Below are 23,386 nucleotides of genomic sequence, written 5' to 3'. Positions count from 1 at the left end.
GAGTTCAGGCGTGCGGAACCGCTCCGACGCGCGAGTCGCGCGGCCGCAGCGCGCCGCTGAGCGCGAGCCGGCCCGGGCCGGTGAACGCGAGCAGCAGCAGCGCCCAGCAGAACATCGCGGCCGCCTCGCCGCCGTTCTCGATGGGGAAAAGCCCTTGCGGCGCATGGACGGCGAAGTAGGCGTACGCCATCGAGCCCGACCCGACCAGTGCCGCGATCCGGGTGGCGACGCCGAGCAGGACGAGCCCTCCCGCGACGAGCTGGATGAGCGCGGCCCACCAGCCCGGCCAGGAGCCCGCCGGGACCGCGCCGTGCGCGCCGAGCACCCCGAACAGCGATTTGACGCCGTGGCAGGCGAAAAGGAACCCGACGACGATGCGGAACAAGCCGAGCGCGTAATCCTGTGCCGCGTCCAGCCGGTGCATGATGCCTCCACATAGGACGACTCGGGCGGACGGCGGGACGTCCGTTCGGACACCAGTGCCGGTCCGCGAGAGTGGTCCAGACCTTTCCTGGACCGTGTCAAGGTATACCGGTGACGCGCGTCTCCGCGATACCTGCGAAAGTCAGGTTCCGCCCGATCCGCCGGGTGTGGTAACCGCGGGGGAACGGGTCGGGGACCGGTTCGGGGAAAGGCCGGGTCCGTTGGGGGGAACGGGGTTTCCGGCGTCTGCCGGCGAGGATCGCGCCGGGCGGTCCGGTCTCGGCGGAGGATTCCGCCGCTGCTGAAATTGTTTCGCGTTCCGGGTCCGAAAACCAAGTCCGGACTTGGTTTTCGGAGCTTCGGCACCGGTTTACAGCGTGACCACGATCTTGCCGTGGGCGTGCCGAGCGGCCTGCATCTTCACGGCTTCGCGGAACTGCTCGACCGGGAAGGTCGCTGCGATCGGCACCGTGAGTTCGCCGGAACGGATCGCGTCCGTGATCCGTTCAAGGGCGCCTGGCTTGGCGTCGAACGCACCCGTCGCGTGCACGTCCGGCAAAGCGGGGCCGTCCGCGACCGTGGAGATCCGCCCGGGTGTCACGCCGAGTTCGAGTGCGGTCTCGGCGGTCTCCCTGCCGAACAGGTCGGTCGCCGCGGTGATCCCTTCCGGTGCCAAGGCGCGCACCCGGTCCGAGAGGCCGGGACCGTAGGCCACGGGTTCGGCACCGAGTTCACGCAGGAAGCCGAACGTGCTCTCGGAAGCCGTGCCGAGCACCCGGGCGCCCGCCAGCTTCGCCAATTGCACGGCGAAGATCCCGACGCCGCCCGCCGCGCCGCCGATCAGGACGGTGTCGCCGGCGCGTAGCCCGATCGCGGCGAGTGCGGCGGAGGCCGTCAGACCGGCAACCGGAAGCGTGCTCGCCACCTCGTCGCTGATGCCCTCCGGCGTGCGCCACAGCGTCGTGGCGGGGGTTTTGACCAGAACGAAATCAGCGACGGACCGGCCGATCGCGCCTCCGTGCACCCGGTCGCCCACGGCGAATCCGGTGGCTTCCGTTCCGATTTCGTCGACGACGCCGGCGAAATCGCTGCCGAACCCGGCGGGCAGGGCGATGCCGAACCCCGCCGCCATCTCAGGCTTGGCGGCGATCTGCCAGTCCATCGGATTCAGCCCGGCGGCGGTGACCCGGACGCGCACCTCGTCGGGTCCGGCGTGCGGCTCGGGCACTTCTTCCAGTTCGAGTGCTTCGAGTCCGCCGAATCGGTGGTAACGGACTGCTCTGCTCATCGGTCTCGTCTCCTCGGGGTGATGGGACTTGGTCTCATCAACCGTACCGCAGTGATGAGACCAAGTCCCGTAGACTGTCTTCATGGCTCGCTGGCAACCCGACGCAGCAGGACGGCTCGCCGCCGCGGCCCTCGACCTGTTCGAGGAACGCGGCTACGAAAACACGACCGTGATCGAGATCGCGGAGCGCGCGGGGCTTACGAAAAGCACGTTTTTCCGGCACTTCCCGGACAAGCGGGAGGTGCTTTTCGGGGAAAGCGGGATGACCGGTCTGCTGGTCGAAGCGATCGCCGCGGCGCCTGCCTCGGCCGGGCCGCTCGAGGCGGTGGCGCATGCCTTGGACGTGCTGGGCCGGGAGATCTTCACCGATGCCCGGCGCGAGTTCAGTGCCCGGCGGCAGGCTGTGCTGGACGCCAATCCGGAACTGCGGGAACGCGAGGCGCGCAAGAGGATCGGTCTGGTCGAGTCGATGATCGAGGCGCTCGTAGGGCGTGGCGTGCCGGAGCGGACGGCGCGGGTGGCCGCGAAGGTGGGGGCGGTTGCGTGGGAGATCGCGCATGACGAGTGGATTGGCGGTGGTGGGGAGGAGTTCGGGTCTCTGGTGCGGGGGGTGCTTGCTGAGGTGGGGGTGGTTAGTTCTGGTGGGGGAGATGCTGGCCGAGGTGGGGTGGTTAGTTCTGGTGGGGGAGATGCTGGCCGAGGTGGGGTGGTTAGTTCTGGTGGGGGAGGTGCTCCGCGGGGTGGGGGCGGTGCTGGTCGAGGTGGGGGTGGCTAGTGCTGGTGCGGGGGAGGCGCTCGCTGATGTTTGGGCGGTGAGTGCTGGTGGAGGAGATGGTCGCCGGGGTGGGGGTGGTTAGTGCTGGTGCGGGAAATGCTCGCCGGGGGAGGTGCTCGCCGGGGCGTGGGCGGTGAGTGCTGGTGGGGGAGATGCTGGCCGAGGTGGGGGTGGCTAGTGCTGGTGCGGGGGAGGTGCTCGCTGATGTGTGGGCGGTTAGTGCTGGTGGAGGAGATGCTGGCCGAGGTGGGGCGGTGAGTGCTGGTGGAGGAGATGGCCGCCGGGATGGGGGCGGTGAGTGCCGGTGCGGCAGGCGCTCGCCGAAGTGCGGGCGGTAAGCGCTGCTGGTTGCGGATGCTCGGGTTCGCGGCGTTGTCCACATCCCGCTTGAGTTGTGGAGCATTCGGCCCGTTCGCGTCTCGGGAGCCGGTTTTGTCGGGTGGGGGCAGTAGACTGGACTAGGGCAGCCCCCCAGGAGAGGGCGGGGGTGGGTCCGGCCGCGAGAGCAAGAGCGAGCCGCTTCGCGTGCGCGATCTCGTTCGAGGTTCGGCTGGAGTCAGCGCTTGAGCGGCTTCCCCGGCGAGGGCTTGGGCTCGGCGGTCGGGAAGCGTTCCCCTCGAACGGGGCGACGGTTTTCGCTCGGGCGTGGGAAATCCGCGGCTGTGGCTGCCAGCGATCGAACAATGCTCGGGTGGCGTGCGCGGCACCCGGGAAACTGAATCCCCAAGCAGTTCAGGGGGCTCAAGACCGCGGCGGCCACCCGGATTCCAGCAGGGCGAACACCGACGCCAAGGCGGCCGCGGGGTCCGGTGCGGTGCCCGTGAGGTCCGGGATTTCCAGCACGAACCGCGCCAAAGCCCGCACTGCTGGGGCATCCGGTGGCAGGCCGCTTTCCTCGGCCAGTGCTTCGGTCAGCTCTGGTTCGCAGGAATGCCACAGCCGGCGCGCGTATTCGCGCAAGGCGGGCGTTTGCACGATCAGATCGCGTTTCGGGGCGTGTTCCGGCGGGATCTCCGTCGAGTACGGGCCGCGGGCGGCGAAGAATTTGTGCAGGGCTTCGAGAATCGGTTCCTTCCGGTCGCGGAGCGCGGCGACGATTCCGGCTCGCCGTTCCGAGCCGTCGTCGAAGATCAGGGCTTCCTTGCCGTCCGGGACGTGTGCGAAGAGGGTCGCGACGGAGATGTCGGCCTCTTCGGCGATCTGCGCGACGGTCACCCCGTCGTAGCCGTGCTCCAGGAACAGCCGCAGCGCGACCTCGTCCAGCTTGCGCCGGGTTTCGCGCTTGCGGCGTTCGCGTCGTCCGGTGTTGGCCACGACCCCACTCTACCCCAAACCTGAAGTGGGTTTAAAGTTGGAATCACTTCAGGTTTAGGAGGGGTGTCATGGCGGTGCTGGTGACCGGGGGCAATGCCGGGATCGGCTACTTCGTCGCGGAGCAGCTGGCGGAGGCGGGTGCGGAGGTGGTGCTCGGCAGCCGGGACGCGGCGAAGGCGGAGGTCGCGGTGCGGGTGCTCCGCGAGCGGGCGCCGGGGGCGCGCGTGTCGTGGGCGCGGCTGGACCTCGCCGACCTGGCTTCGGTGAAGGGGATCGAGGTCGGCGAACTCGACGCGGTCGTGCTGAACGCGGGGGTCTATCTCGACGGGCCGGAGCGGCGGGAGACCAAGGACGGGCACGAGATGACGTTCGGGGTCAACCATCTCGGCCATTTCGCGCTGACCGCCGCGCTTCAGGACCGGTTGAAGCCGGGGGCGAGGATCGTGACCATGGGCAGCTTCGCGGCGAAATCGGCGAAACTCGATTTCGAGGATCTGCAAAGCAAGCGCGATTATCGGCCGAAAACCGCGTATGAACGGTCGAAGCTCGCGCAAACGCTCTTCGCGCTGGAGCTGGACCGGCGGCTGCGGGCAGCGGGCAGCAGCAGGCTGAGTGTCGTCGCGCATCCCGGCGGGGCGTTGGACAGCCTGACTCCGGACCGGCCGCCGCTGCACGTGCGGAGCAAGAAGCTGAGCCTCGCGCGGATTGCCTTGCAGGGCAAGGACGGCGGCGCGCGGCCGGCGGTGCGGTCGGCGGTCGGCCCGGATGTCCACAGTGGTCAGATCTGGGGGCCGCGCGTGTTCGGCCTCAAGGGTGCGCCCCGGCCGGAACCGGTGCGCGGGCCGTACGCGGACGCCGGCGCCGCCGCCCGGTTGTGGGCGGCGAGCGTGGAACTGACCGGGGTCGAGCCGATGTTCAGCTGACGTCGATCAGCACCTTGCCGGTGATGCCCTTCTCCGACGCTTCGTGCGCGCGAGCGGTTTCCGCCAGCGGGAACCGGTGCACGGGCAGCCCGTGGTCGGGGCCGAGCCGGAGCCCGCCGTCGCGCAGGGCGGCGTTCAGGTCTTCCGCACCGGCGCGCAGCCGGTCGAATCCGACCGTGTAAAGCACCAAGAACTGGTAGCGGCTGTTGAGCCAGACGTTCTGTCCGAAGTCGACAGTCACCTTCCCGGTGCCGCGGTCGTCGCCGTAAGCCGCGACCACCCCGCGCGGGCGCAGGACCTCGGCGTGCAGGGGAGCGTTCACGCCGACGGCGACCTCCACGATCGTGTCGACCCCGTCCGGCGCGATTTCCCGGATCGCCGCGGCGACGTCTCCTTCGGTGTACCGCACGACATGCTGCGCACCGGCGGCCCGCGCGAGCGCGGCCTTGTCCTCGGTGCTGACCGTGGCGATGACGGTCGCACCGGCCCAGCGCGCCAGCTGGATCGCGGCGTTGCCGACCGCGCCCGCGCCGCCGCTGACCAGAATCGTCTTGCCGGCCAACGCATTCGGCGCGAGTCGCTGCGGTCCGTCCTCGTCGACGGTGAGCGCGCGGTGCGCGGTGAGCGCCGGGATCGCGAACGCGGCGCCTTCGTCGAACCCGACCTCGTCGGGGATCGGGACGAGCCGGTCCGCCGGGAGCACGGTGTACTCCTGCGCGGTCCCGGACGTCGGCGAGTACGCGGCGGCCAGCAGCAGCCACACCCGGTCGCCCACGGCGAAGCCGTCCACCCCGGCGCCGACCGCGTCCACGACGCCGGCCCCGTCCTGATTGGGCACGGACAATTCCGCGTCGGCGCTGGCACGGGAGGAGCCGGCGCGCGCCTTCCAGTCGGTCGGGTTCACCGCGGACACGACGATCCGCACGCGCACCTCGCCCGGCCCCGGCTCGGGCACGGCGAGTTCGGACAACGTCAGCACTTCCGGGCCGCCGAACTGGCGGTAAGTCACAGCTTTCACCCTCCGTGCAATTCACCGGCGGGCGCGGCTATTCCCGGCGCGATCGGGTCAGCGTCCGCTGAGCCGCGCGATCACCGGGGCGAAGTCCTCGAGGAACGCGCCGTTCACGCTGAAATACGACACCCCGAGTTCCTCCCGCCGCCGCTGCAGCTCGTCGGCCATCGCCGCCGGTCCGCCGCGCAAGAGGGTGAGGGAGTCGTGTTCGATGAGGGTTTCGATGTCGTGCCCGATGAAACCGCGGATCCACGGCGGGATCTCCTCGCCGACGACGAAAATGTTCATCGCCAGTTCGATCTCCCGGCTCCCGGCCGCGGCGCGGATCTCGGCGGCGTGCTTCGCGGTGTCCGCGCGGCTGGTGAGGACGCTGCCGGCGAGAGTGACGATGTCCGCGCGCTCGCCGGCCAGCTGACGGGCTTTCGGCCCGCCCGCGGCGACCATCACCGGCGTGTGCGCGTCGCCGTCGAGACGGCGCAGGTGCGAGATCGTCTCCGACACCTGGGCCAGCCGCTCCGGACCGGTGCCGTAGGGCAGGCCCACCTCGGCGGCGGCCTCGCGCATCGCCGGGATCCCGGTGCCGATCCCCATCTCGAACCGGCGGTCGGTGAGCACGCTGAGGCTGTGCGCCTCCCACGCGGCCGCGCGCGGCGTGCGCAGCGGGCTGGCGAACACGAAGGTGCCGACCCGCAGTTCGGTCGTCACCGCCGCCGCGACGGCCAGCGCCGCGGTCGGGGTCGGCAGATGGAGGTTGTCCGGCGACAACAGGGTCGAATACCCCAGGTCCTCGGCGCGGCGGGCGGTTTCGCGCCATTTCGCGCTGCCCTCCTGCGCTGCCGCGACGACCCCGAACCTAAATGTTTTTCCCGCCATGGCACCAGAAAACCACGGCTGCCGCACTCGCGCCAGCGAATGCGGCAGCCGGGTGACTCAGCCGCGCTGGTACTGCTCCCAGGTCAGCTTCGGGTTGACCGCGGGGCCGTCGTCCTTGCCGTGGTCGGCCAGGCCGTTCTGCCCGAGGTAGTACGCGCCGACCTGGTGCTGCGCCCCCGAGGACAGGTCGGGATCGTTGACCGCGATCGCGTGGATGTGGTAGCCCCAGTCGCCTTGCGCGGGCGTGCGCACCCAGGCCGCGAACCCGACTTTCCGGAGGTCCTTGGCGAATTCGGTGCGGGTCGCCGAGGACATGTTCGCCACCGAAACGTCGAACGCGCCGCCGCCGTCGTGCGTTCCGGCCGACGCGCCGACGCCGCCCGGGTTGTACGAACCCTGGGTGAGGCCGACCTCCTTGCCGAACAGCTTCTCCGCCGCCTGCAGCATCGCCTTGGTGCGCGTGTTCAGCGTGACGCCGTGATAGGTCACGTGGCTGCCCGCGGAGACGACGTTCGACACGGTGTAGGTGCCGGAGCCGAGCTTCTCCAGCGACGTCTTGCCGGGCAGGCCGGACGCGTCGATTCCGGTGTAGCCAAGGGACTTCTGGTACTTCGAGTAGGCGTCGATGGTGGTGGTACCGAAGTAGCCGTCGACGTACTTGGCGTCCAGCAGCCCCTTGGCCTGCAGCGCCTTCTCGACCAGCAGGACGCTGTCGTGCGCGCCCGGCGTCTGCGTGCTGTCCGCGCGCTGCGGGTCGATCTGGGCCGCGAGCAGCACGGCCTCCATGTTCGCCGCCGGCAGCGCGGCGGCCACGCCCGGAACGGCGACGGCGACCGTGGCCGCCGCAGCGGCCCCGGCGGTGAGCACTGCGAGTTTCCTGAACATCCGTGTCCTCCCGGTCCTGGTCGGTCCGGGCCGAGCATCGCCGAGCGGGATACACGGGACGTACAAATGCGGGTCGACCTCACTCCAGCCACTCGGTGACGAACCGGTCGTTCTCGTGGATGTGCACCGCCTCGTACGGTTCGGGACCGAGCGAGACGAACTTGTGCGGCATGTTCGCCGGGGCGACGAGCACGTCCCCGGCGACGCCCTCGCGCTGTTCGCCGCCGAGGGTGAACAGCGCGCGCCCCCGCTGGACGACGAAGGTTTCGCGGTAGGGATGCCGGTGCAGGCGCGGTCCGGTGCCGGGTTCGACGGCGTACTCGCGAATGACGGAGACGCCGGAGCCGACCTCGTAGCCCTCGACGTCCCGGGTGGCGGGTTCTGTCATGTCTTCCGAGGTTAGCCCGGTTGGCGCGGTTCAGGGGATCGTGCCGTGGGCCCGTCTCGGGGATGCCGCCGGTCGGACGTCTGTCCGGGCCAAACCGGCCAGATCTCTGTCATCCGGTTGACCTCGCCGCCCGCTAGCCGGAAAGGTCGGACAACACGAGGTCTGGGAGGCGCCGTGCGGTACTCGGTCGTGGCAGCGTTGGCGACGGCAGCGGTCGTCGGGGCGGGGACGGTCGCGGCGGCGGCGCCGCAGGCTCCGTTGGTCGGTGATCCGGCGGCGTACGTCGATCCGCTCATCGGCACCGGGCGCGGCGGCACTTCGGTCGGCGAGATCAACAACTTCCCCGGCCCGGCCGCGCCGTTCGGGATGATGCAGTTCTCTCCGGACACCGACGGGTCTTACGCCGGCTACCAGTACCACAGCGACAAGATCCGCGGCTTCAGCCTCGACCACGCGTCGGTCGGCTGCAACGCGTTCGGCGACGTGCCGATTCTGCCGATCGCCGGCGACGTCGGAGCGAAACCGTGGGATCGCGTCGAGCGCTTCACTCATGACGGCGAGCAGGCTGAGCCCGGCTATTACGCGGTCACGTTCCCCGATTCCGGCGTGCGTACCGAGCTGACGGCGACCACGCGCACGGGGTTGGCGGCGTTTACCTTCCCCGCCGGGCAGAACGCGCAGGTGCTGGTCAAGGGCGGCGCGAGCCTGGCGGGCAACTCCGCGGCCGCGCTGCGGATCACCGGCGACCGCGAGGTCAGCGGGCAGGCGACGACCGGTCGTTTCTGCGGGAAGCCGAACAAGTACACCGTTTACTACGATATCGTCTTCGACCGTCCGTTCACCGCCCACGGCACCTGGGACGGCAAAACCGTCCAGCCGGGCAGCGACCAGGCCGACGCGCCGAAAGCCGGGGCGTACCTGACGTTCGGCGACGCTGGCGTGGTGCACGCGAAGGTCTCGATGTCCTATGTGGACGTTCAGGGCGCGAAGAAGAACATGACGCCCGGCTGGGACTTCGCCGCGATGCGCGAGAACACGAAGGACGCCTGGCGCGACGCACTCGGCCGGATTCGCGTGGCGGGCAAGGATTCCGCGCAGCTCAAGACCTTCTACACCGCGCTCTACCACGGCCTGATGCACCCCAACACGTTCAACGACGCCGACGGCCGGTATCTCGGCTTCGACAACCAGATCCGCACGCTCCCGGCCGGGCACGCGCACTATGCCAACTTCTCCGACTGGGATACCTACCGCTCGCTCGCGCCCTTGCACGGCATGCTGTTCCCGAAGGAAGCCAGCGACATGGCGCAGTCGCTGACCAACGACGCGGTCCAGGGCGGCTGGTGGCCGCGCTGGCCGATGGCCAACGGCTACACCGGGCAGATGACCGGCGACAGCTCGGTCGCGCTGCTGTCGAGCCTCTACGCCTTCGGCGCGCACGATTTCGACGTCAAGACCGCGTTGAAGTACCTGGTCAAGGGCGCGACGTCGGTGGACGAAACGCCGGGCGCGTACCAGGAACGCCGGGGGATCGCGGACTACCTCGCCCGCGGCTACCTGCCGAACAACGACGCCTCCCGCGGCGACCACGCCCGCGTCGGCGCGTCGATCACGCTGGAATGGGCGATCGACGACTTCGCCATCGCGCAGTTCGCGGGCGCGATCGGCGACCGCGGCGTCGCCCGCGACTTCGCGAAACGCGGCCAGAACTGGCAGCACCTGTTCAACCCGGCCACCGGCTACCTCCAGCCGCGCGGACAGGACGGCCGGTTCCCGGACGGCCCGGCCTACCAGCCGCCCGCGCCCGGCACCTTCGGCCAGGACGGGTTCGACGAGGGCAACGCCGCGCAGTACACCTGGCTCGTGCCGCAGAACACGGCCGGGCTGGTGACCGCGATGGGCGGTCCGGCGGCGGTGTCCGCGCGGCTCGACACGTTCTTCCAGAAGCTCAACGCCGGCCCGAACGAACCGTACATGTGGGCGGGCAACGAACCCGACTTCGGCGTTCCCTGGCTGTACAACCACGTCGGCCAGCCGTGGAAGACGCAGGAAGTGGTGCGCCGGATCGCGACCACGCTGTTCAGCGCGACTCCGGACGGCGAACCCGGCAACGACGACCTCGGCGCGCAATCGTCCTGGTACGTCTGGGCCGCGCTGGGGCTGTACCCGTCGACTCCGGGCACGCCGGATCTCACCGTGCACAGCCCGCTGTTCGAACGCGCGGTGCTGACGCTGCCCGGCGGCCGCACCCTCGACCTTCGCGCGCCGGGAGCGTCGACGACCACGCAGTACGTCCACGGTCTCACGGTGAACGGGCACCGGTGGGATCGGACGTCGCTGCCGCAAGATCTCGCACGCACCGGCGGACGGCTCGACTTCGCGCTGTCCGCGCAGCCGGACCGCACCTGGGCGGCGAACACCCAGCCACCGTCCTATCGGGACGGTGAGGAACCGTTCGTCGGCTCGGTGGCCAACCAGGTCACCGTCGAACCCGGCGGCTCCGGCACCGTCGCGGTGAACGGCCAGCGGCTCGGCGGGCACTTGCGCTCGCTGGACCTCTCGACGTCGGCACCGGCCGGGATCGCCGTGTCCGGCCCGCGCGCGGTGTGGCTCGACAACCGCACCGGCGGCGGGAAAACCGAACTGACCGTGACGGTCGCGGCCGGAACTCCCGCGGGTTACTACGAGGTGCCGGTGACCTTGCGCGGAGCCGGACATTCGGTTTCTTCCTCGGCAATTGTATTGGTCGCGCCGAAGGGAAGCCTGGCCGCCGCTTTCGGCAATGCCGGCGTTTCCGACGACGGCGACAGCGGTTCGGCCAATTTCGACGGAGCCGGGAACAGCTATTCGCGGAAAGCGCTCGCCGACGCCGGTCTCGCTCCGGGGTCGACCGGACACGCGGCGGGGACGACGTTCGTCTGGCCCGCCGCGCCGTCCGGCCGTCCGGACAACGCGGCGGCGGCCGGACAGAAGCTCGATTTAGGTGGAACTTCAGCCGCCCGCCTGCTTTTCGTCGGTTCGGCGACGAACGGAGACCACCGGGGGAGCGCGACCGTCGCGTTCACCGACGGCACCGCGGCGACCGCCGATCTTTCGTTCGGTGACTGGGTGTTGCCGGGCGGAAATGCCGAACCAGTGTTCGGCAATACGCTCGTGGCCCGCACGGCGCACCGGAACCAGCCCGGCGGCCAGGGAATCGGCGCCTCGGTTTACGCCACCGCGCCGCTGGAAATCCCGGCGGGCAAGAAGATCGCGGCGGTGACCCTCCCGTCCGATCCGGACCTCCACGTTTTCGCCCTCGGCCTCGGCTGAGATTGTCAAGCGGGATTCCCAAGGTGTGATCTGTTCGAGGGACCCGGAATTTCTCGGCCGTCTTCTTCGTAGGTGCTCAAGTGCTCACGACGAAGGGGAGTGGCGTGAACGAAACACGCGAAGCGCCCAAGGCCGGGAGCCAGCTGAAGCTGGTGCTCGTGCTGGGCGTTCTGGTGGCACTGGGGCCGCTGTCCATCGACATGTACCTTCCGGCCCTGCCGGACATCACCCGCGAACTGTCGACGACGGAGTCGACGATCCAGCTGACCCTCACCGGAACGGTGCTGGGGCTCGGGCTCGGCCAGCTGATCGCCGGCCCGCTTTCGGACGCGATGGGGCGGCGGATCCCGCTCGTCGCGGGAAGCGCGATCCACGTGCTCGCGTCCCTGCTGTGCCTGGTGGCTCCGACGGTCGAGCTGCTGAGCGCGGCCCGCGTGCTGCAGGGGCTGGGCGCCTCGGCGGGCGCGGTGCTGGCGCTGGCCGTGGTGCGCGATCTCTACACCGATCGCGCCGCGGCGAAACTGCTGTCCAAGCTCATCCTGGTGATGGGCGTTTCCCCGGTCCTGGCCCCGACGCTCGGCAGCGCGCTGCTGGCGTGGACGCACTGGCGCGGGGTGTTCGTGGCGCTCGCCGCGATCGGGCTGGCGAGCGGCGTCGCGGCGGCGCTCGCGCTGCCGGAGACCCTGCCGCCCGCGCGGCGGCAGCCGTTCCGGTTCCGGGCGACCGTGCGGTCCTACCGCGGCCTGTTCACCGACCGCTCGTTCGTCGGGCTGGTGCTGGTGGCCGGGTTCGCGATGGCCGGGCTGTTCGCGTTCGTCAGCGGCGGGTCGTTCGTGTTCCAGCAGCAGTACGGCCTGGACCAGCAGCAGTTCGGCCTGATGTTCGGGGCGAGCGCGGTGTGGCTGATCGCCGCGACGCAGGTCAACGCCCGGCTGATGAACCGGTTCGAACCGCACCAGGTGCTGCTGTTCGCGAGCGTCGCGGCGGCGGTGTCGGCGGCGGTGCTGCTGGCGACCGCGCTGACCGGATTCGGCGGCATGTTCGGCGTCGCGGTGCCGGTGTGGGTGGTGCTGTTCTTCGCCGGGCTGATCCTGCCGAACGCGCCCGCGGTCGCGCTCGACGCGCACGGGGACAACGCCGGGACGGCGGCGTCGCTGCTGGGCGCGGTGCAGTTCGGCGTCGGCGCGGCGGTCTCGCCGGTGGTCGGCTTGCTGGGCAACAACGCGGTCGCGATGGCGACGGTGATGTTCGGCGGACTGCTGGTGTCCGGGCTCGTGCTGTGGCTGATCGCGCGGCCGTGGCGGGTCCGGGCCGCCGCCGGACAGGCGGACCTGGTCGACGCCCGGGTGCCGGTGGCGGTCGACTAGCTGGGGGTCGTGAGTGGCGTTGCCGGCTCTCACCGGGAACGCCACTCACGACGCATCACATGCTGCGGAGCACCGAGACGACCACGCCGAGCACCGTGGCCCGGTCGCCGTCGATCACGTCGTAGGCCGGGTTGCGCGGCTCGAGGTAGACGTGCCCGTCGCGGCGGCGGTAGACCTTCACCGTCGCCTCCTCGTCGATCATCGCGGCGACGATCTGGCCGGAATGCGCTTCGGACTGCTGCTTCACCACCACGATGTCGCCGTCGCAGATCGCCGCGTCGATCATCGAATCGCCGCGCACGCGCAGCCCGAACACGGTGCCCCGGCCGGTGAGCCCGCGCGGCAGCTGCATGACGTCGTCCACGTGCTCCTGCGCGGAGATCGGCGTGCCGGCCGCGATGTCGCCGACCACCGGCACCGGCACGGAGTCGCCGCCGTCGCGCGAGCGGACGTCGCCGAGGAAGGCGCGCACGTCGATCGGCCGCGACATAGTGGAGCTGCGGCGCAGGAAACCCTTGTCCTCCAGCGCGGCGAGGTGCTTCGACACCGAGGAAGTCGACCGCAGTCCGACCGCTTCGCCGATCTCGCGCGTGCTCGGCGAGTACCCGTGCCTGCCCACCCAGTCCCGGATGGTGGCGAGGATGTGCTGCTGCCGTTCGGGCAGGGCCGAAGCGTCGAGGTGGTCGAAGACGTCGTCGTAGGCGGTCACGGGCCGATCGTAGAGGGCGTCCGGGCCGGTCGCGGGGACCGGGGGCGGTGTTCCCTCGGTCGCTCCACTGTGGACTGTGGCTGCGCTTGGTAGAGTCGTCCCTCCGGAGGGTGACGGGAGGGGACCGGGATGACTCAGCCGGTGATACGGCCGAAGGTGACGGGGATCGGCATCGCGGTGGCGGTTTTGCTCGCGGGGCTGGAGATATTCGCGATCCGCGGGGGATTCTGGTCGGTCAGCGAAATCGTGAGCGGGGGAACCCGCGTCAGCCTGTCCAGCTACCTGTCCGCGGCGAGCCTGCTGCTGGCGATCGTGGTGCTCGCCGGCATCGCGCTGATGTTCGCGCGGCGGCAATCGGCCGGCCGGATTCTGCTGTGGGGCGCGCCGGCGCAGCTGCTGTGCGCGCTCGCCGGGGTGGTCCTTGCCCATTCCTGGTGGGACAGCGCCTCGTTCGGCTTGATGACGGTCCTGGCGGTGGTGCTGCGGCTGCCCGCGGTGTCCGCGAAGATGCCTCCGCCCGCGGGACACGGAATGCCTTACGGGGCACCGGTTCCGGGGATGCCGCAGTATCCGGGGCAGGTTTCGACGGGGCAGCAGTATCCGCAGCCGGGCCCGGTCCCGCCGCAGTATCCGCAGCAGTACGGCGCACCGGGCATGCCGCAGCAATACCCGCCGCAGTACCCGCAGCAACAGCCTTATCCGCAGCAGCCGATGCCGGGCCAATGGCCTGCCTCCGGGCCGCCCCAGCAGGGGTGGCCGGGCCAGTGATCAGTGCCCGGCGAAGCGCCGCTGTTCGTCGGTGACCTCCGCCAGCACGCGCTTGAACTCCGCGTACTCTCCCCGCCCGAGCCGCTGGGCGTGCCGGTCCTCGATCGCGGCGAGAATCCGGGCCGAGGCCGCGATCATGGCCTGCCCGCGTTCGGTCGGGCAGACGAGTTTCGCGCGCCGGTCGGCCGGGTCGGGGCGGCGTTCGACGTAGCCGAGCGTCGCGAGTTCGTCGACCATGGCGCCGATGACCTGCTTGCGCCGTCCGGACCGGCGGGACAGCTCGGTCGCGCGCGCCCCGTCCGGGCCGAGGTAGGCGAGCACCGCGCCGTGCCGCGGGCTCAGGTCGCCGAACCCCTCGGCGGCCAGCGCGGTGAACAGCTCCCGCTGCACCGCGAACAGCAACCGCCCGGCGAGCATCCCGAGGTCGGGACCGGCGGGCACTCGGGAGTCGGGCACGGCGGAGATCGTAGCGCGGGGTCAGGACCGCCGGGGGAGCACGCAGAATTCGTTGTCCTCGGGGTCTTTCAACACGATCCAGTGGTCTTCTTCCGCATCTTCCACGACTTTCGCGCCGAGGGTGACGAGGCGGGCCACCTCGTCCCGCTGGTCGATCGTGTCCGGCGCGATGTCCAGGTGCAGCCGGTTCTTGACCGTCTTCCCCTCGGGCACCGGCTGGAACAGCAGCGACGGCCGGTCCGGCGCTTTCAGCTCGACATAGGTGAGTCCGTGGTTGTCCGTCCACCGCTCGGTCCGCGGATAGTCCAGCGCTTCCCGCCAGAACGCGGCGAGCGCGTCGGCGTCCCGGCAATCGATGGCGACGGCGATCAGGTGGCTGCTCATGATCGAGGAGTTACCCGCGATCGGCCCCGGTTATGCCCGGGACCTGATATGTCCACAATGGACAATCAATGCGGGTGGGCGAGCAGCGTGCCGAGACCGGGTCCGGCGGCAGGCCTGCCGAGCAGGGTGAGGCAGTGCCAGAGCGTCACCTGGGTCGCGGTGAGCACGGGTTTGCCCGCGCGTTGTTCGAGTTCGGCGAGCAGCGGCGCGGTGTGCAGGGCGGTCTCCGGGAGCAGGACGGCCTGGGCGTCCGAGGAGGCCGCGGAGTCGACCAGGTCGCGGATGCGGCCGCTGTCCCAGGCGGCCAGGTCGCGGTCCGAACCGGCGTCGGCGGAGACGGCGTGCACGGTGGCGATGTCTTCCTCGGCGAGGAACGCCGAGAACGCGTCGGTGATCTCCGGCGCGTACACCGAGGCGAGCGCGACCCGCCGGAGGCCGAGCCGGTGCGCGGCGGCGAGGAACGCCAGCGACGTGCTGCTCGCCGGGACGCCCAGCGCGTCCGTCAGCGCGTCGGTCTGGGTTTTGGCCGCCGCGACGCCGTCGATGAAGCTGCAGCTCGTGCACGCCCAGCTGACCACGCGCGGGGACGTCGTAAACTTCGCCGCCGTCCGGACCAGCCGGTCCGGCTCGCTCAGCTCGCGCACGGCGGCCTGGACGTTCTCCCGCTCGACCGCCTGCCGGGCCCACGGGACGTAGGCGAATTCCACGCCCGGCCGGGCGTCGAGGCATCCGGCCAGGGCGGTGAAGTCGTCCTCGGCGCAATCGCGAGTGGGATACAGCAGACCGATCATCCCGGGCAGTGTCGCACCTGATCGCCCGGTCGGCAGAACTTCAGGAGCCGGGGCCGGAACGGATCTCGGCGGCGGGCGGGGCCGGGACCGGCTCGGGGCCGCTCCGGCTGAAGTCCAGCGTGCCTTGCTTCGGGGACTCGTACCGCGGCAGGGAGCAGGCCGAACCGATGCGCTCGAGGCAGATCGCCCGGCCGCCGTTCCGGTACCGCGGCACCGGCGTGCCCGCCGCGTCGACGGGTTCGCCCGCGGAGCAGCCGGGCACGTCGAGGTCGTCGATCAGGGTGCCGACGAAGAAGTCGAGGTCCAGGAAGTGGTTGAGCGCCTCGCGGCAAACCCGGGCCATCGGGGAGTCCAGCGACACCGCTCAGGAGAAGACCGGGCGAATCGTGCGAGGTCCGTTCAGGAGAGGCCCGGGCGGCGGGAACGCGAGACGGGGGCGGGTCAGGAGCCGGGGCCGGAGTAGATCTCGGCGGCGGGCGGGGCCTTGGCCGGGACGGGCTCGCCCAGCTCGAGGTCCACCGCGCCGTCCGTCGGGGACTCGTACCGCATCAGGGAGTAGGTCGTTCCGAAACGCCCGAGGTAGATCGTCTTGCCGCCGTTCCGGTACCGCACCGCCGGAGTGCCCGCCAGGTCGACGGGTTCGCCCGCGGAGTAGCCGGGCTTGTCGAGGTCGTCGGCGGCGGCGCCGAGGAAGGCATCGCAGTCCAGGAGGTTCTTCAATTTCGCGCCGCGACCGCGGAGCAGCGGAGCGTCCGCCGACAACCACTTGCCGCCTATCTTCGACCAGGCTCCGGCGGGCAGTCCGACGATCGTGGTCAGCGCGGTGTCGACCTTGATCCACATCTTGTCGCCGACGCGCACGAGCGACAGCGGCGCGCCGTCCTTCTCGACCGAACCGCCCGCACTGTCGTGGTTGAGCTGCAGGTCGACCATGAGGCCGTCGACGGTCGTGCCCTTGACGTGGACAGCTCTGGCCATGTCCAGTTCGTTCGCGACGGTCTCGCCGACCGTGGCGGCGTCGGGCGGCGCGTCGAACGGTTTGACCGGCGAACTCGAGGCCGCGCTGGCCGGCGGCTGGGCGGGAGCGCCCCCGGAGCAGGCGGTGCAGGCGAGCGCGGCGGCGGCCGCGACACTGGCGCAGCGCAGGACGAGACGGGGCGAGACCGGGCGAATCATGCGGTTTCCGTTCAGGAGAGGCCCGGGACGCCCCGGACGGCGGGAATGCGAGACGGTGCGGTCAGGAGCCGGGGCCGGAGTAGATCTCGGCGGCGGGCGGGGCCTCGACCGGGCGGGAGTCGTCCCATCCGCTGAACTCCATCGCGCCTTGCTCCGGGGACTCGTAGCGCAGCAGCCGGTGCGCGCCGGCCGCCTCGAGGAACATCGTCCGGCTGCCGTTGCGGTACTTCAGCGCCGGGGCGCCCGCCACGTCGGCGGGTTCGCTCGCGGAATAGCCGGGCTGGTCGAGATCCTCGGCCATGGCGCCGACGAGGAAGTCGCGGTCCACGAAGAGCTTGACCCCCTCGCCCAGCCCCTTGGCCATCGGGGAGTCCATCGACACCCACTTGCCGTCCACTGGAGAGCGGGCCCCGGCGGGCCGCCCGGCCAGCTTGGCCATGCCCCGGGTGAACTTGATCCAGACCTTGTCGCCGACGCGGACCACCGGGATCTCCGAGCCGTCCTGCTCGATCGAGCCGCTCGCGCTGTCCTTGTTGAGCTGCACGTCGATCTTCGTCGTGCCGTCCTTGCCCTTGACGTGCACCGCGCCGGACTTCTTCATCGCGGCCTTGACGGTGTCGCCGATCGTCGCGGCGTCGACCGGCGAACTCGCGGCCGCGCTAGCCGGAGACTGGGCAGGAGCGCCCCCGGAGCAGGCGGTGCATCCGAGCGCGGCCGCGACGGCGGCGCAGCTCAGGAGAAAACGGGGGGGAGACCGGGCGAATCATGCGGTTTTCCGTTCGGGACAGGCCTGGGACACCCCCGGGCGCATCCGCTTATCGCCTGCTCCAGCGGTCCGTTACCGCTCGCCTGTCTCCGTCATGGATCCGTGATCATGCGGTCCGCGGCCTCGCGTTCCCGGGCGGGCGCGGGAACGCGAGGCGATCCGGTCAGGAACCGGGGCCGGAGTAGATCTCCGCGGCGGGCGGGGCCTTCGCCGGGACCGGTTCGTCCCATCCGGTGAACTCCATCGTGCCCTCCGAAGGGGACTCGAGCCGCAGCAGGCGGTGCGCACCGGCGGCCTCGAGGAAGATCGTCCGGCTGCCGTTGCGGTACTTCAGCGCCGGGACGCCCGCGACGTCGGCGGGTTCGGCCGCGGAGTAGCCGGTCTTATCGACGTCGTCGGCCATGGAACCGACGAAGACGTCGTAGTCCATGAACAGCTTGAACACCTCGCCCATGCCCTGGGCGAGCTGGGAGTCGAGCGACACCCACTTGTCGTTGACCATCGCGGCGGCCTCGGCGGGCAGCCCGGCCTCCTTGGTCAGCGACTTGCTGAACCGCATCCAGACCTTTTCGCCGACGCGCAGCACCGGGACCTCGACGCCGTCCTTCTCGATCGAGCCGCTCACGCTGTCCTTGTTGAACTGCATGTCGACCTTCATCTTGCCGTCGTCGCTCTTCGAGCCCTTGACGTGGACCGCGGTCGACTTCTTCATCGCGGCCTTGACGGTTTCGCCGACGGTCGCGGCGTCGGGCGGCGCCGCGGAGGGGGCGGCCGACGAGGTCGCGGCCGGGCTGGCGGCGGCGGGCGGCTGGGCGGCGTTGCCGCCGGAGCCGGAGCAGGAGGTGCACGCGAGCGCGGCGGCGGCCGCGACGGCGCCGTAGCTCAGCAGGAGACGGTGCGAGACCGGGCGAATCATGCGATTTCCGTTCGGGACAGGCCCGGGACGCCCCCGGGCACATCCGCTTATCGCCCGGATCCGCGGTCCGTTACGGCTTGTCCGGTTTCGTTACCGGCTTGTGCTGCCCGGCCAGTCCACAGTGGACGAATCAGCTTCAGCTGGCGGCGCGGGTCGCGGCGAAACCGGGGTGCGGCAGCCGCTGCGGACGGCCGTCCGGGTGGTACTCGAAGTGCCACCATTCGTTGTCGTACACGCGATACAGGCCGAACCGTCCACCGTGGACTTCGAGCCACTGCGCGCCCTCGTAGGGCCGCACGTCGAGCGCGACGCCTCGCACGTGCTGCGATTGCGAGGGCGGAAGCGTGAGGTGCAGGGCGAGTTCGCGGGAACCGGCGCGCTGGACCTCGGCGCGGAACAGGTCGGCCTGCGTCGCCGCGTCTCGGTGGCCGGACGTCAGGCCGAGCAGGATTCCGTGCCGCCACAACGCTTCGGTGCGCGCGGCGGTGAACGCGGCGTGCGTGCCCGGCGTGAGCCCGGCGAGGTTTTCGGCCGGATAGCGGGCCCCCAGCGCCCACTGGCACGCGACGTGCCGCGCCCGGCCCCGCGCGACCACCCACGCGACGGGTACGAAAAGCACCGCGAGCACGTGGGTGACCACTCGGTAGATTCCGGTCACTGCAACGCCTTCACGACCGCGGCGGCGGCCTGCGCGATCAGCTTGTCGTCGGTCTTCGCGTCCTTGTGCGGGCGATCGGACAGCACGGCGAGCACGATCGGCGCGCGGTGCGGCGGCCATACCACGGCGATGTCGTTGCGCGTGGCGTAATCGGCGGATCCGGTCTTGTCCGCGACCTGCCAGTCCGCGGGCACGCCGGCGCGGATCACGTGCGCGCCGGTGGTGTTCGCGCGCATGATCTTGGTGAGCACGGCCTGCTTGTCCGCCGGGAGTCCCGAGTCGAGCGCGACGGCGCGCAGGTCCTTGGCCCAGACTCGCGGGGTGGTCGTGTCCCGGACGTCACCAGGGCTCGTCTCGTTGAGAGCGGGCTCGATGCGGTCCACGCGGGTGACCGTATCCCCCAGCCGGCGAAGCTCCGCAGCCAGCCCGGCGGGACCGCCGATTTCGCCGAACATGAGGTTATCCGCCGTGTTGTCGCTGTAACGCAGCGCAGCGTCGAGGACGCTCTGTAACGAGATTCGCTCCCCGACGTGCTTTTCCGTGATCGGCGAATTGGGCACGAGATCGCTTTGCCGAATCGTGACCGTCCGGCCCAGATCGTCCCCGCGGTGCAGGATGGCTGCCGCGTTGAACACCTTGTGCGTGGAAGCGTAGGCAAAGCGGTCGTCGGCGTGATAGGCGACCTCGCGGCCGTCGCCGGTGTCGATCGCGTACACGCCGAGCCGGGCGTCGAAAGCCTTCTCCAGCGCGGCGAAATCCGGCTGCGCCACCGGCTTGGCCTTGACCGGCGCGGCGGACTGCGCGGCGCTCGCCGGGGCGTCCGGTGTTGCTGGTGCGGCACACGAGGCTAGCGCGGCCACTGCGAACGAGGCCAGGGTCAGCCTGCGGAACACGGGGTTCTCCCTCCGAAGTCGATCATCTCCTCGAGCAGCGTGCCCCCGGCCGGTTCATGCGGTCCAAGACACTTTTGTGCCAGTTGATGCGAATCTGGCATAAGCTCAGGTCGTGGACCTGGTCGGCTGCTGCAAGGCGTTCGTGAGCGTGACCGAAGCGGGGAGTTTCACCGGCGGCGCGGCGATCGCGCGGATCCCGCAGCCGGTGGCGAGCCGCCGGATCGCCGCGCTCGAAAAGCACCTGGGGGAGCGGCTGTTCGACCGGTCGACGCGGCGGGCGCGGCTCACGCCGTTCGGCCGGGACCTGCTGCCGTCCGCGCAGCGCCTGGTCCGGCTCGCCGAGGCGATGGAGCACGACGCGCAGCGCGCGCGGCGGCGGCCGCTGCGGCTGGCCGTCCCGGACACCGCGACCACTCGCGATCTCGCCGAACTCGAGGCGCAGGCGCGCACGGCCGAGGTGTTCCTGGAGTTCCGCGTCGCCGGTCCGGCGGAGCGGGCCGAGCTGGTGCGGACGCAGGAGGTGCGGGCCGCGCTGGTCGCGGTGCCGCCGGAGGACGGGGTGTGGACGGTGCCGCTCGGGCTGGCCAGCGAGGCCGAGCCGGACGAAGCGGTGGTGCACCTGGAAACCCTGCGCGCGGGCCGGTCGGCCGGTGCGCGCCGCCGGGTGTGGGTGCAGCCGGAGGACGACGTGCCGCATGTGCGCGACCGGGTGTTCCGCGCGCGCGACGCGGCCGGGCTATTGCCCTCGCAGGTCGAGGTCGCGGCGACGCTGACCACGGCCGCGGCGAGCGTGATCGCGTCGGCGGACCTGCTGCTGTGCTCGGCGGATCAGGCGCGGGAACTGGGGTTGGCGTGGCGTCCGGCGGGCGGCGTCCGGCTCGCGCGCGGCTACGACGTGGCCGCCGGGCTGGGCGACGACGTCGACCGGGTGCGCACGCCGCTGCGCGCGGCGATCGCTCGATGTCTCGGCGCGAGCGTTGCGGCAGACTGACGCGGTGAACACTGAGGCGCTGCTGGCGCGGCTGCGGGACGAACTCGACGAAGGCGGGCTGCGCGGCTCGTTCCTCGTCCGCGACCTCGGGTCCGGCCGCGAAATCGGGATCGAGCCCGATCTGGAGTTCGCGACCGCGTCGCTGGTCAAGGTTCCGCTCGTGGCGGTGACGCAGGACCGGATCCGGCGCGGCGAGCTGGACGGCGCGCAGCAGGTGGAGATCGAACCCGGCCGCGCGGACAACGCCGGGCCGACCGGGCTGGCGCGGTTCCGGCATCCGGCGCGGGTGGCGCTGGACGACCTGATGTACCTGGCTTCCGCGATCAGCGACAGCGCGGCGGCCGACGAGCTGCTGGCCCTCACCTCGCCCGCGGAGGTCACGCGGACGGTGCGGGAGTGGGGCGTCACGGGCATTTCGGTGCGGCATTCGCTGAGCGAGCTGAACGACACGCCGCTGGAACGGTTCGACGCGGCCGAAGCGCACCTCGCGCATTCGCTGGCGATCGGCGCGGTGACCGAGGGGCGGGGGCATCCGGTGCGGCAGCTGGACGTTTCGCGGGCGAGTTCGGGTTCGGCGCGCGCGTTCGCCGACTTGCTGACCGCGTTGTGGACGCCGTCGAAAATCGACCCGGACGTGGCCGCCCGGGTGCGGCAGCTGATGGGCGAAAACCTGCTGCGCCAACGGCTGGCGCCGGATTTCGCGTCGGATTCCGCGAAGTGGTCCTCGAAAACCGGGACGCTGGTGAACTTGCGGCACGAGATCGGCGTGGTGGAGCACTCGGACGGCCAGGCGTTCGCGGTCGCCGCGCTCACCGAATCCCGCGTGCCCGCGGCGATCCAGCCGGAGGCGGAGATCCTGATGGCGCGGGTCGCGCGGTCGCTGCGGGACCATCTGCGCGCTCGCGGCTGACCGGCGGCCGGATCCGCCCTCGCGGCGAATCCGGCCGTTCCCGCGTCAGGCCAGGCCCAGCAGCGTGAGGATGAGAATGATTCCGTGCGTCTGCATTTCCCGCACCTCCCTCCCGGATCCAGGCACGGAAAACCCCCGCCGCGAAAGAGCGTTCTTTCGCGGTAGAGCAGGGCTTCCGTGATTCTCGGCGAACCGCCCGGAGCGAGCGGCGTGCACCCAGAATGCGATCCGGGAACGAATGCGGAAAGGGGTTTCCCGTTTCCTCGGCGAGCAGGAAACACCGCCTCCCGGGCGGCTAGCGGAGGGTGGGGTTTCCCCAGGCCAGCGCGGCGGGGCGGGTCGCCAGGGCGAGCGGGTCCGCCGGGGGACGGCGGACCTCGAGCCGCAGCCGCCGGATTCCGGTGACGTCGAGTTCGAGGTGCCGGGGACTGCCGGACGCGGAATGGTCGAGATGGCGGATTTCGCCGTCGAGCCGGACGCAGAACACGCCGATCTGGAAAGCCGCGTCCTCGGCGTCGTCGAGCACCCCGGCGACCGCGGTGAAATGCGCGTACGCACCGCCGAGGTCGATTTCCGCGAACGCCCACGCCCCGTTCGTCGGCCCGGCGGTGCGGAAAACGACGCTGTGCTCGTAGCTGATCCCGTCGATCCGCGCCGTGCCGGCGGCGATGTCCGCGCTCTTCTCGCGCCACGGCAGTTCGGTCGCCAGTACCGGCCCGGACGCGGAATCCGTTGCGCCGCGCCAGATCCCGCGCACCGGCCGCTCGTTCTGGCTGCGCCCGGTGATCGCGGAGACCAGCCCGGCGACGCCGTCGTCGGTGAACGCGGGAATCCGGAAATGCGTGGTGGAATACGGCGTGAGAAACGCCGGGACGTCCTCGACGGAACCGCCGGGCAGCACCACCGGCAGGATGCGTTTGGTCTCGCGCTCGAGGTCGCGGGTGAGCGCGTCGCGCATGATCCGCGCCTCGAACTGGGAGCCGCGGCCCTCGTCGAAGGGCGCCTCGCCGTCGGCGCGCCGTTTGTAGTCCGGCGAGGCGATCACCAGCACGAAATCGGCGGCGCGGATGTTCCGGATCGCCCAGGCCGACCAGTCGAGCCGGGAGGCGTCGTCCCATTGGTCGAGCCGGACGTCGAGCCCGATCCGGGCGCGCAGGAAGGTGGCGAAGGTCCCGACCTGCCGGTAGTGCTCGGCGGCGGTGTCGTGGGCGTAGCTGACGAAGATCCGGGGTGCGGCGGGCGCGGACATCGGGCTCCTCGAATTCCGGCGGAAGCGACCGGTCCAGTTTCGGCCCCGGCGCCCGCCCGGGGGTTTTCGGCCACAAAGTGTCCAGAATCTGTCCCTTGTCGGCGTCGCCGCCAAAGGTATCGTCGGGGTCCGGAACCGGGATCGCCAGGACGCGGAAAT

25 protein-coding genes are annotated in these 23,386 nt (G+C 70.8%); 7 read left to right on the top strand and 18 right to left on the bottom strand.

Going from position 1 to position 23,386, the window contains the following annotated elements; translation table 11 throughout:
• Positions 1 to 4 precede the first annotated feature (4 nt).
• Both F9C12_RS08075 and F9C12_RS08070 read right to left on the bottom strand, forming a co-directional pair.
• Positions 5 to 424: a DoxX family protein gene (locus F9C12_RS08075; protein WP_409181365.1), complete on the bottom strand. Its 420-nt coding sequence runs from the start codon at positions 422 to 424 to the stop codon at positions 5 to 7.
• A gap of 369 nt (positions 425 to 793) precedes the next feature.
• The gene (locus tag F9C12_RS08070; RefSeq protein ID WP_409465393.1) at positions 794 to 1,711 is read right to left on the bottom strand and encodes an NADP-dependent oxidoreductase; all 918 of its coding nucleotides are present in this window, start codon (positions 1,709 to 1,711) and stop codon (positions 794 to 796) included.
• An 82-nt stretch (positions 1,712 to 1,793) separates the two neighbouring features.
• Here F9C12_RS08070 and F9C12_RS08065 point away from each other — a divergent pair, with 82 nt between their 5' ends.
• Positions 1,794 to 2,486: a TetR/AcrR family transcriptional regulator gene (locus tag F9C12_RS08065; protein ID WP_409465392.1), complete on the top strand. Its 693-nt coding sequence runs from the start codon at positions 1,794 to 1,796 to the stop codon at positions 2,484 to 2,486.
• 741 nt (positions 2,487 to 3,227) lie between these two features.
• Here the strand turns inward: F9C12_RS08065 and F9C12_RS08060 are convergent.
• Positions 3,228 to 3,800 carry a TetR/AcrR family transcriptional regulator gene (locus F9C12_RS08060; RefSeq protein WP_409465391.1) on the bottom strand — a complete coding sequence of 191 codons (573 nt, stop codon included), beginning with the start codon at positions 3,798 to 3,800 and terminating at the stop codon, positions 3,228 to 3,230.
• Positions 3,801 to 3,868: 68 nt separating this feature from the next.
• Between F9C12_RS08060 and F9C12_RS08055 the strand changes: the two genes are divergently transcribed.
• Positions 3,869 to 4,723, top strand: a complete 855-nt coding sequence (locus tag F9C12_RS08055; RefSeq protein WP_409465390.1) for an SDR family NAD(P)-dependent oxidoreductase — start codon at positions 3,869 to 3,871, stop codon at positions 4,721 to 4,723.
• Here F9C12_RS08055 and F9C12_RS08050 read toward each other — a convergent pair.
• The 4 genes from F9C12_RS08050 to F9C12_RS08035 all read right to left on the bottom strand — a co-directional run bounded on the left by F9C12_RS08050 (position 4,716) and on the right by F9C12_RS08035 (position 7,881).
• Complete coding sequence (locus tag F9C12_RS08050) at positions 4,716 to 5,741, bottom strand: NADPH:quinone reductase (RefSeq protein WP_409465389.1); 1,026 nt, start codon at positions 5,739 to 5,741, stop codon at positions 4,716 to 4,718. The genes F9C12_RS08055 and F9C12_RS08050 overlap by 8 nt on opposite strands.
• 48 nt (positions 5,742 to 5,789) lie before the next feature.
• Positions 5,790 to 6,608, bottom strand: a complete 819-nt coding sequence (locus F9C12_RS08045; protein WP_409181360.1) for an LLM class flavin-dependent oxidoreductase — start codon at positions 6,606 to 6,608, stop codon at positions 5,790 to 5,792.
• Positions 6,609 to 6,665: 57 nt separating this feature from the next.
• A complete protein-coding gene (locus F9C12_RS08040) occupies positions 6,666 to 7,493 on the bottom strand; it encodes a peptidoglycan-binding protein (protein WP_409181359.1) in 828 nt (275 codons plus the stop codon).
• Positions 7,494 to 7,572: 79 nt separating this feature from the next.
• Positions 7,573 to 7,881 (bottom strand): cupin domain-containing protein, encoded by a 309-nt coding sequence (locus F9C12_RS08035; protein ID WP_409465388.1) that lies wholly within the window; start codon positions 7,879 to 7,881, stop codon positions 7,573 to 7,575.
• Between the two features lie 174 nt (positions 7,882 to 8,055).
• Here F9C12_RS08035 and F9C12_RS08030 point away from each other — a divergent pair, with 174 nt between their 5' ends.
• Together F9C12_RS08030 and F9C12_RS08025 are read left to right on the top strand one after the other, a co-directional pair.
• A complete protein-coding gene (locus F9C12_RS08030; protein WP_409465387.1) occupies positions 8,056 to 11,193 on the top strand; it encodes a GH92 family glycosyl hydrolase in 3,138 nt (1,045 codons plus the stop codon).
• A 104-nt stretch (positions 11,194 to 11,297) separates the two neighbouring features.
• Positions 11,298 to 12,560, top strand: a complete 1,263-nt coding sequence (locus F9C12_RS08025) for a Bcr/CflA family multidrug efflux MFS transporter (protein WP_409465386.1) — start codon at positions 11,298 to 11,300, stop codon at positions 12,558 to 12,560.
• Positions 12,561 to 12,615: 55 nt separating this feature from the next.
• Here the strand turns inward: F9C12_RS08025 and lexA are convergent, their stop codons facing one another.
• A complete protein-coding gene (gene lexA, locus F9C12_RS08020) occupies positions 12,616 to 13,269 on the bottom strand; it encodes a transcriptional repressor LexA (protein ID WP_409181355.1) in 654 nt (217 codons plus the stop codon).
• Positions 13,270 to 13,398: 129 nt separating this feature from the next.
• On the opposite strand from lexA, the gene F9C12_RS08015 reads away from it, so the two are divergent.
• The gene (locus F9C12_RS08015; RefSeq protein ID WP_409465385.1) at positions 13,399 to 14,037 is read left to right on the top strand and encodes a hypothetical protein; all 639 of its coding nucleotides are present in this window, start codon (positions 13,399 to 13,401) and stop codon (positions 14,035 to 14,037) included.
• On the opposite strand, the gene F9C12_RS08010 is transcribed toward F9C12_RS08015, so the two are convergent.
• The 9 genes from F9C12_RS08010 to bla all read right to left on the bottom strand — a co-directional run bounded on the left by F9C12_RS08010 (position 14,038) and on the right by bla (position 20,077).
• Positions 14,038 to 14,493 carry a MarR family winged helix-turn-helix transcriptional regulator gene (locus tag F9C12_RS08010; protein ID WP_409181353.1) on the bottom strand — a complete coding sequence of 152 codons (456 nt, stop codon included), beginning with the start codon at positions 14,491 to 14,493 and terminating at the stop codon, positions 14,038 to 14,040.
• A gap of 21 nt (positions 14,494 to 14,514) precedes the next feature.
• A complete protein-coding gene (locus F9C12_RS08005) occupies positions 14,515 to 14,877 on the bottom strand; it encodes a VOC family protein (protein WP_409465384.1) in 363 nt (120 codons plus the stop codon).
• Between the two features lie 65 nt (positions 14,878 to 14,942).
• A complete protein-coding gene (locus tag F9C12_RS08000; RefSeq protein WP_409181351.1) occupies positions 14,943 to 15,668 on the bottom strand; it encodes a decarboxylase in 726 nt (241 codons plus the stop codon).
• 40 nt (positions 15,669 to 15,708) lie between these two features.
• A complete protein-coding gene (locus tag F9C12_RS07995) occupies positions 15,709 to 16,029 on the bottom strand; it encodes a hypothetical protein (protein WP_409465383.1) in 321 nt (106 codons plus the stop codon).
• An 80-nt stretch (positions 16,030 to 16,109) separates the two neighbouring features.
• Entirely contained in the window at positions 16,110 to 16,844 is a 735-nt protein-coding gene (locus F9C12_RS07990) for a hypothetical protein (RefSeq protein WP_409465382.1), read from the bottom strand.
• Between the two features lie 61 nt (positions 16,845 to 16,905).
• Positions 16,906 to 17,445: a hypothetical protein gene (locus F9C12_RS07985; protein ID WP_409465381.1), complete on the bottom strand. Its 540-nt coding sequence runs from the start codon at positions 17,443 to 17,445 to the stop codon at positions 16,906 to 16,908.
• 328 nt (positions 17,446 to 17,773) lie between these two features.
• The gene (locus F9C12_RS07980) at positions 17,774 to 18,526 is read right to left on the bottom strand and encodes a hypothetical protein (protein WP_409465380.1); all 753 of its coding nucleotides are present in this window, start codon (positions 18,524 to 18,526) and stop codon (positions 17,774 to 17,776) included.
• 136 nt (positions 18,527 to 18,662) lie between these two features.
• Positions 18,663 to 19,184, bottom strand: a complete 522-nt coding sequence (locus F9C12_RS07975) for a D-alanyl-D-alanine carboxypeptidase family protein (RefSeq protein ID WP_409465379.1) — start codon at positions 19,182 to 19,184, stop codon at positions 18,663 to 18,665.
• Positions 19,181 to 20,077 (bottom strand): class A beta-lactamase, encoded by an 897-nt coding sequence (gene bla, locus F9C12_RS07970; RefSeq protein WP_409465378.1) that lies wholly within the window; start codon positions 20,075 to 20,077, stop codon positions 19,181 to 19,183. Before bla ends, F9C12_RS07975 begins: the two co-directional genes overlap by 4 nt.
• Positions 20,078 to 20,189: 112 nt before the next feature.
• On the opposite strand from bla, the gene F9C12_RS07965 reads away from it, so the two are divergent.
• Both F9C12_RS07965 and F9C12_RS07960 read left to right on the top strand, forming a co-directional pair.
• Complete coding sequence (locus tag F9C12_RS07965; protein ID WP_409465377.1) at positions 20,190 to 21,068, top strand: LysR family transcriptional regulator; 879 nt, start codon at positions 20,190 to 20,192, stop codon at positions 21,066 to 21,068.
• Positions 21,069 to 21,072: 4 nt separating this feature from the next.
• Positions 21,073 to 21,978 carry a serine hydrolase gene (locus tag F9C12_RS07960; RefSeq protein ID WP_409465376.1) on the top strand — a complete coding sequence of 302 codons (906 nt, stop codon included), beginning with the start codon at positions 21,073 to 21,075 and terminating at the stop codon, positions 21,976 to 21,978.
• A 295-nt stretch (positions 21,979 to 22,273) separates the two neighbouring features.
• On the opposite strand, the gene F9C12_RS07955 is transcribed toward F9C12_RS07960, so the two are convergent.
• Positions 22,274 to 23,227 (bottom strand): SEFIR domain-containing protein, encoded by a 954-nt coding sequence (locus F9C12_RS07955; protein ID WP_409465375.1) that lies wholly within the window; start codon positions 23,225 to 23,227, stop codon positions 22,274 to 22,276.
• Positions 23,228 to 23,386 lie beyond the last annotated feature (159 nt).

This window comes from Amycolatopsis sp. GA6-003, assembly GCF_046267895.1.
Taxonomy (GTDB): domain Bacteria; phylum Actinomycetota; class Actinomycetes; order Mycobacteriales; family Pseudonocardiaceae; genus Amycolatopsis.
This window is presented reverse-complemented; position numbering and strand designations above follow the sequence as displayed.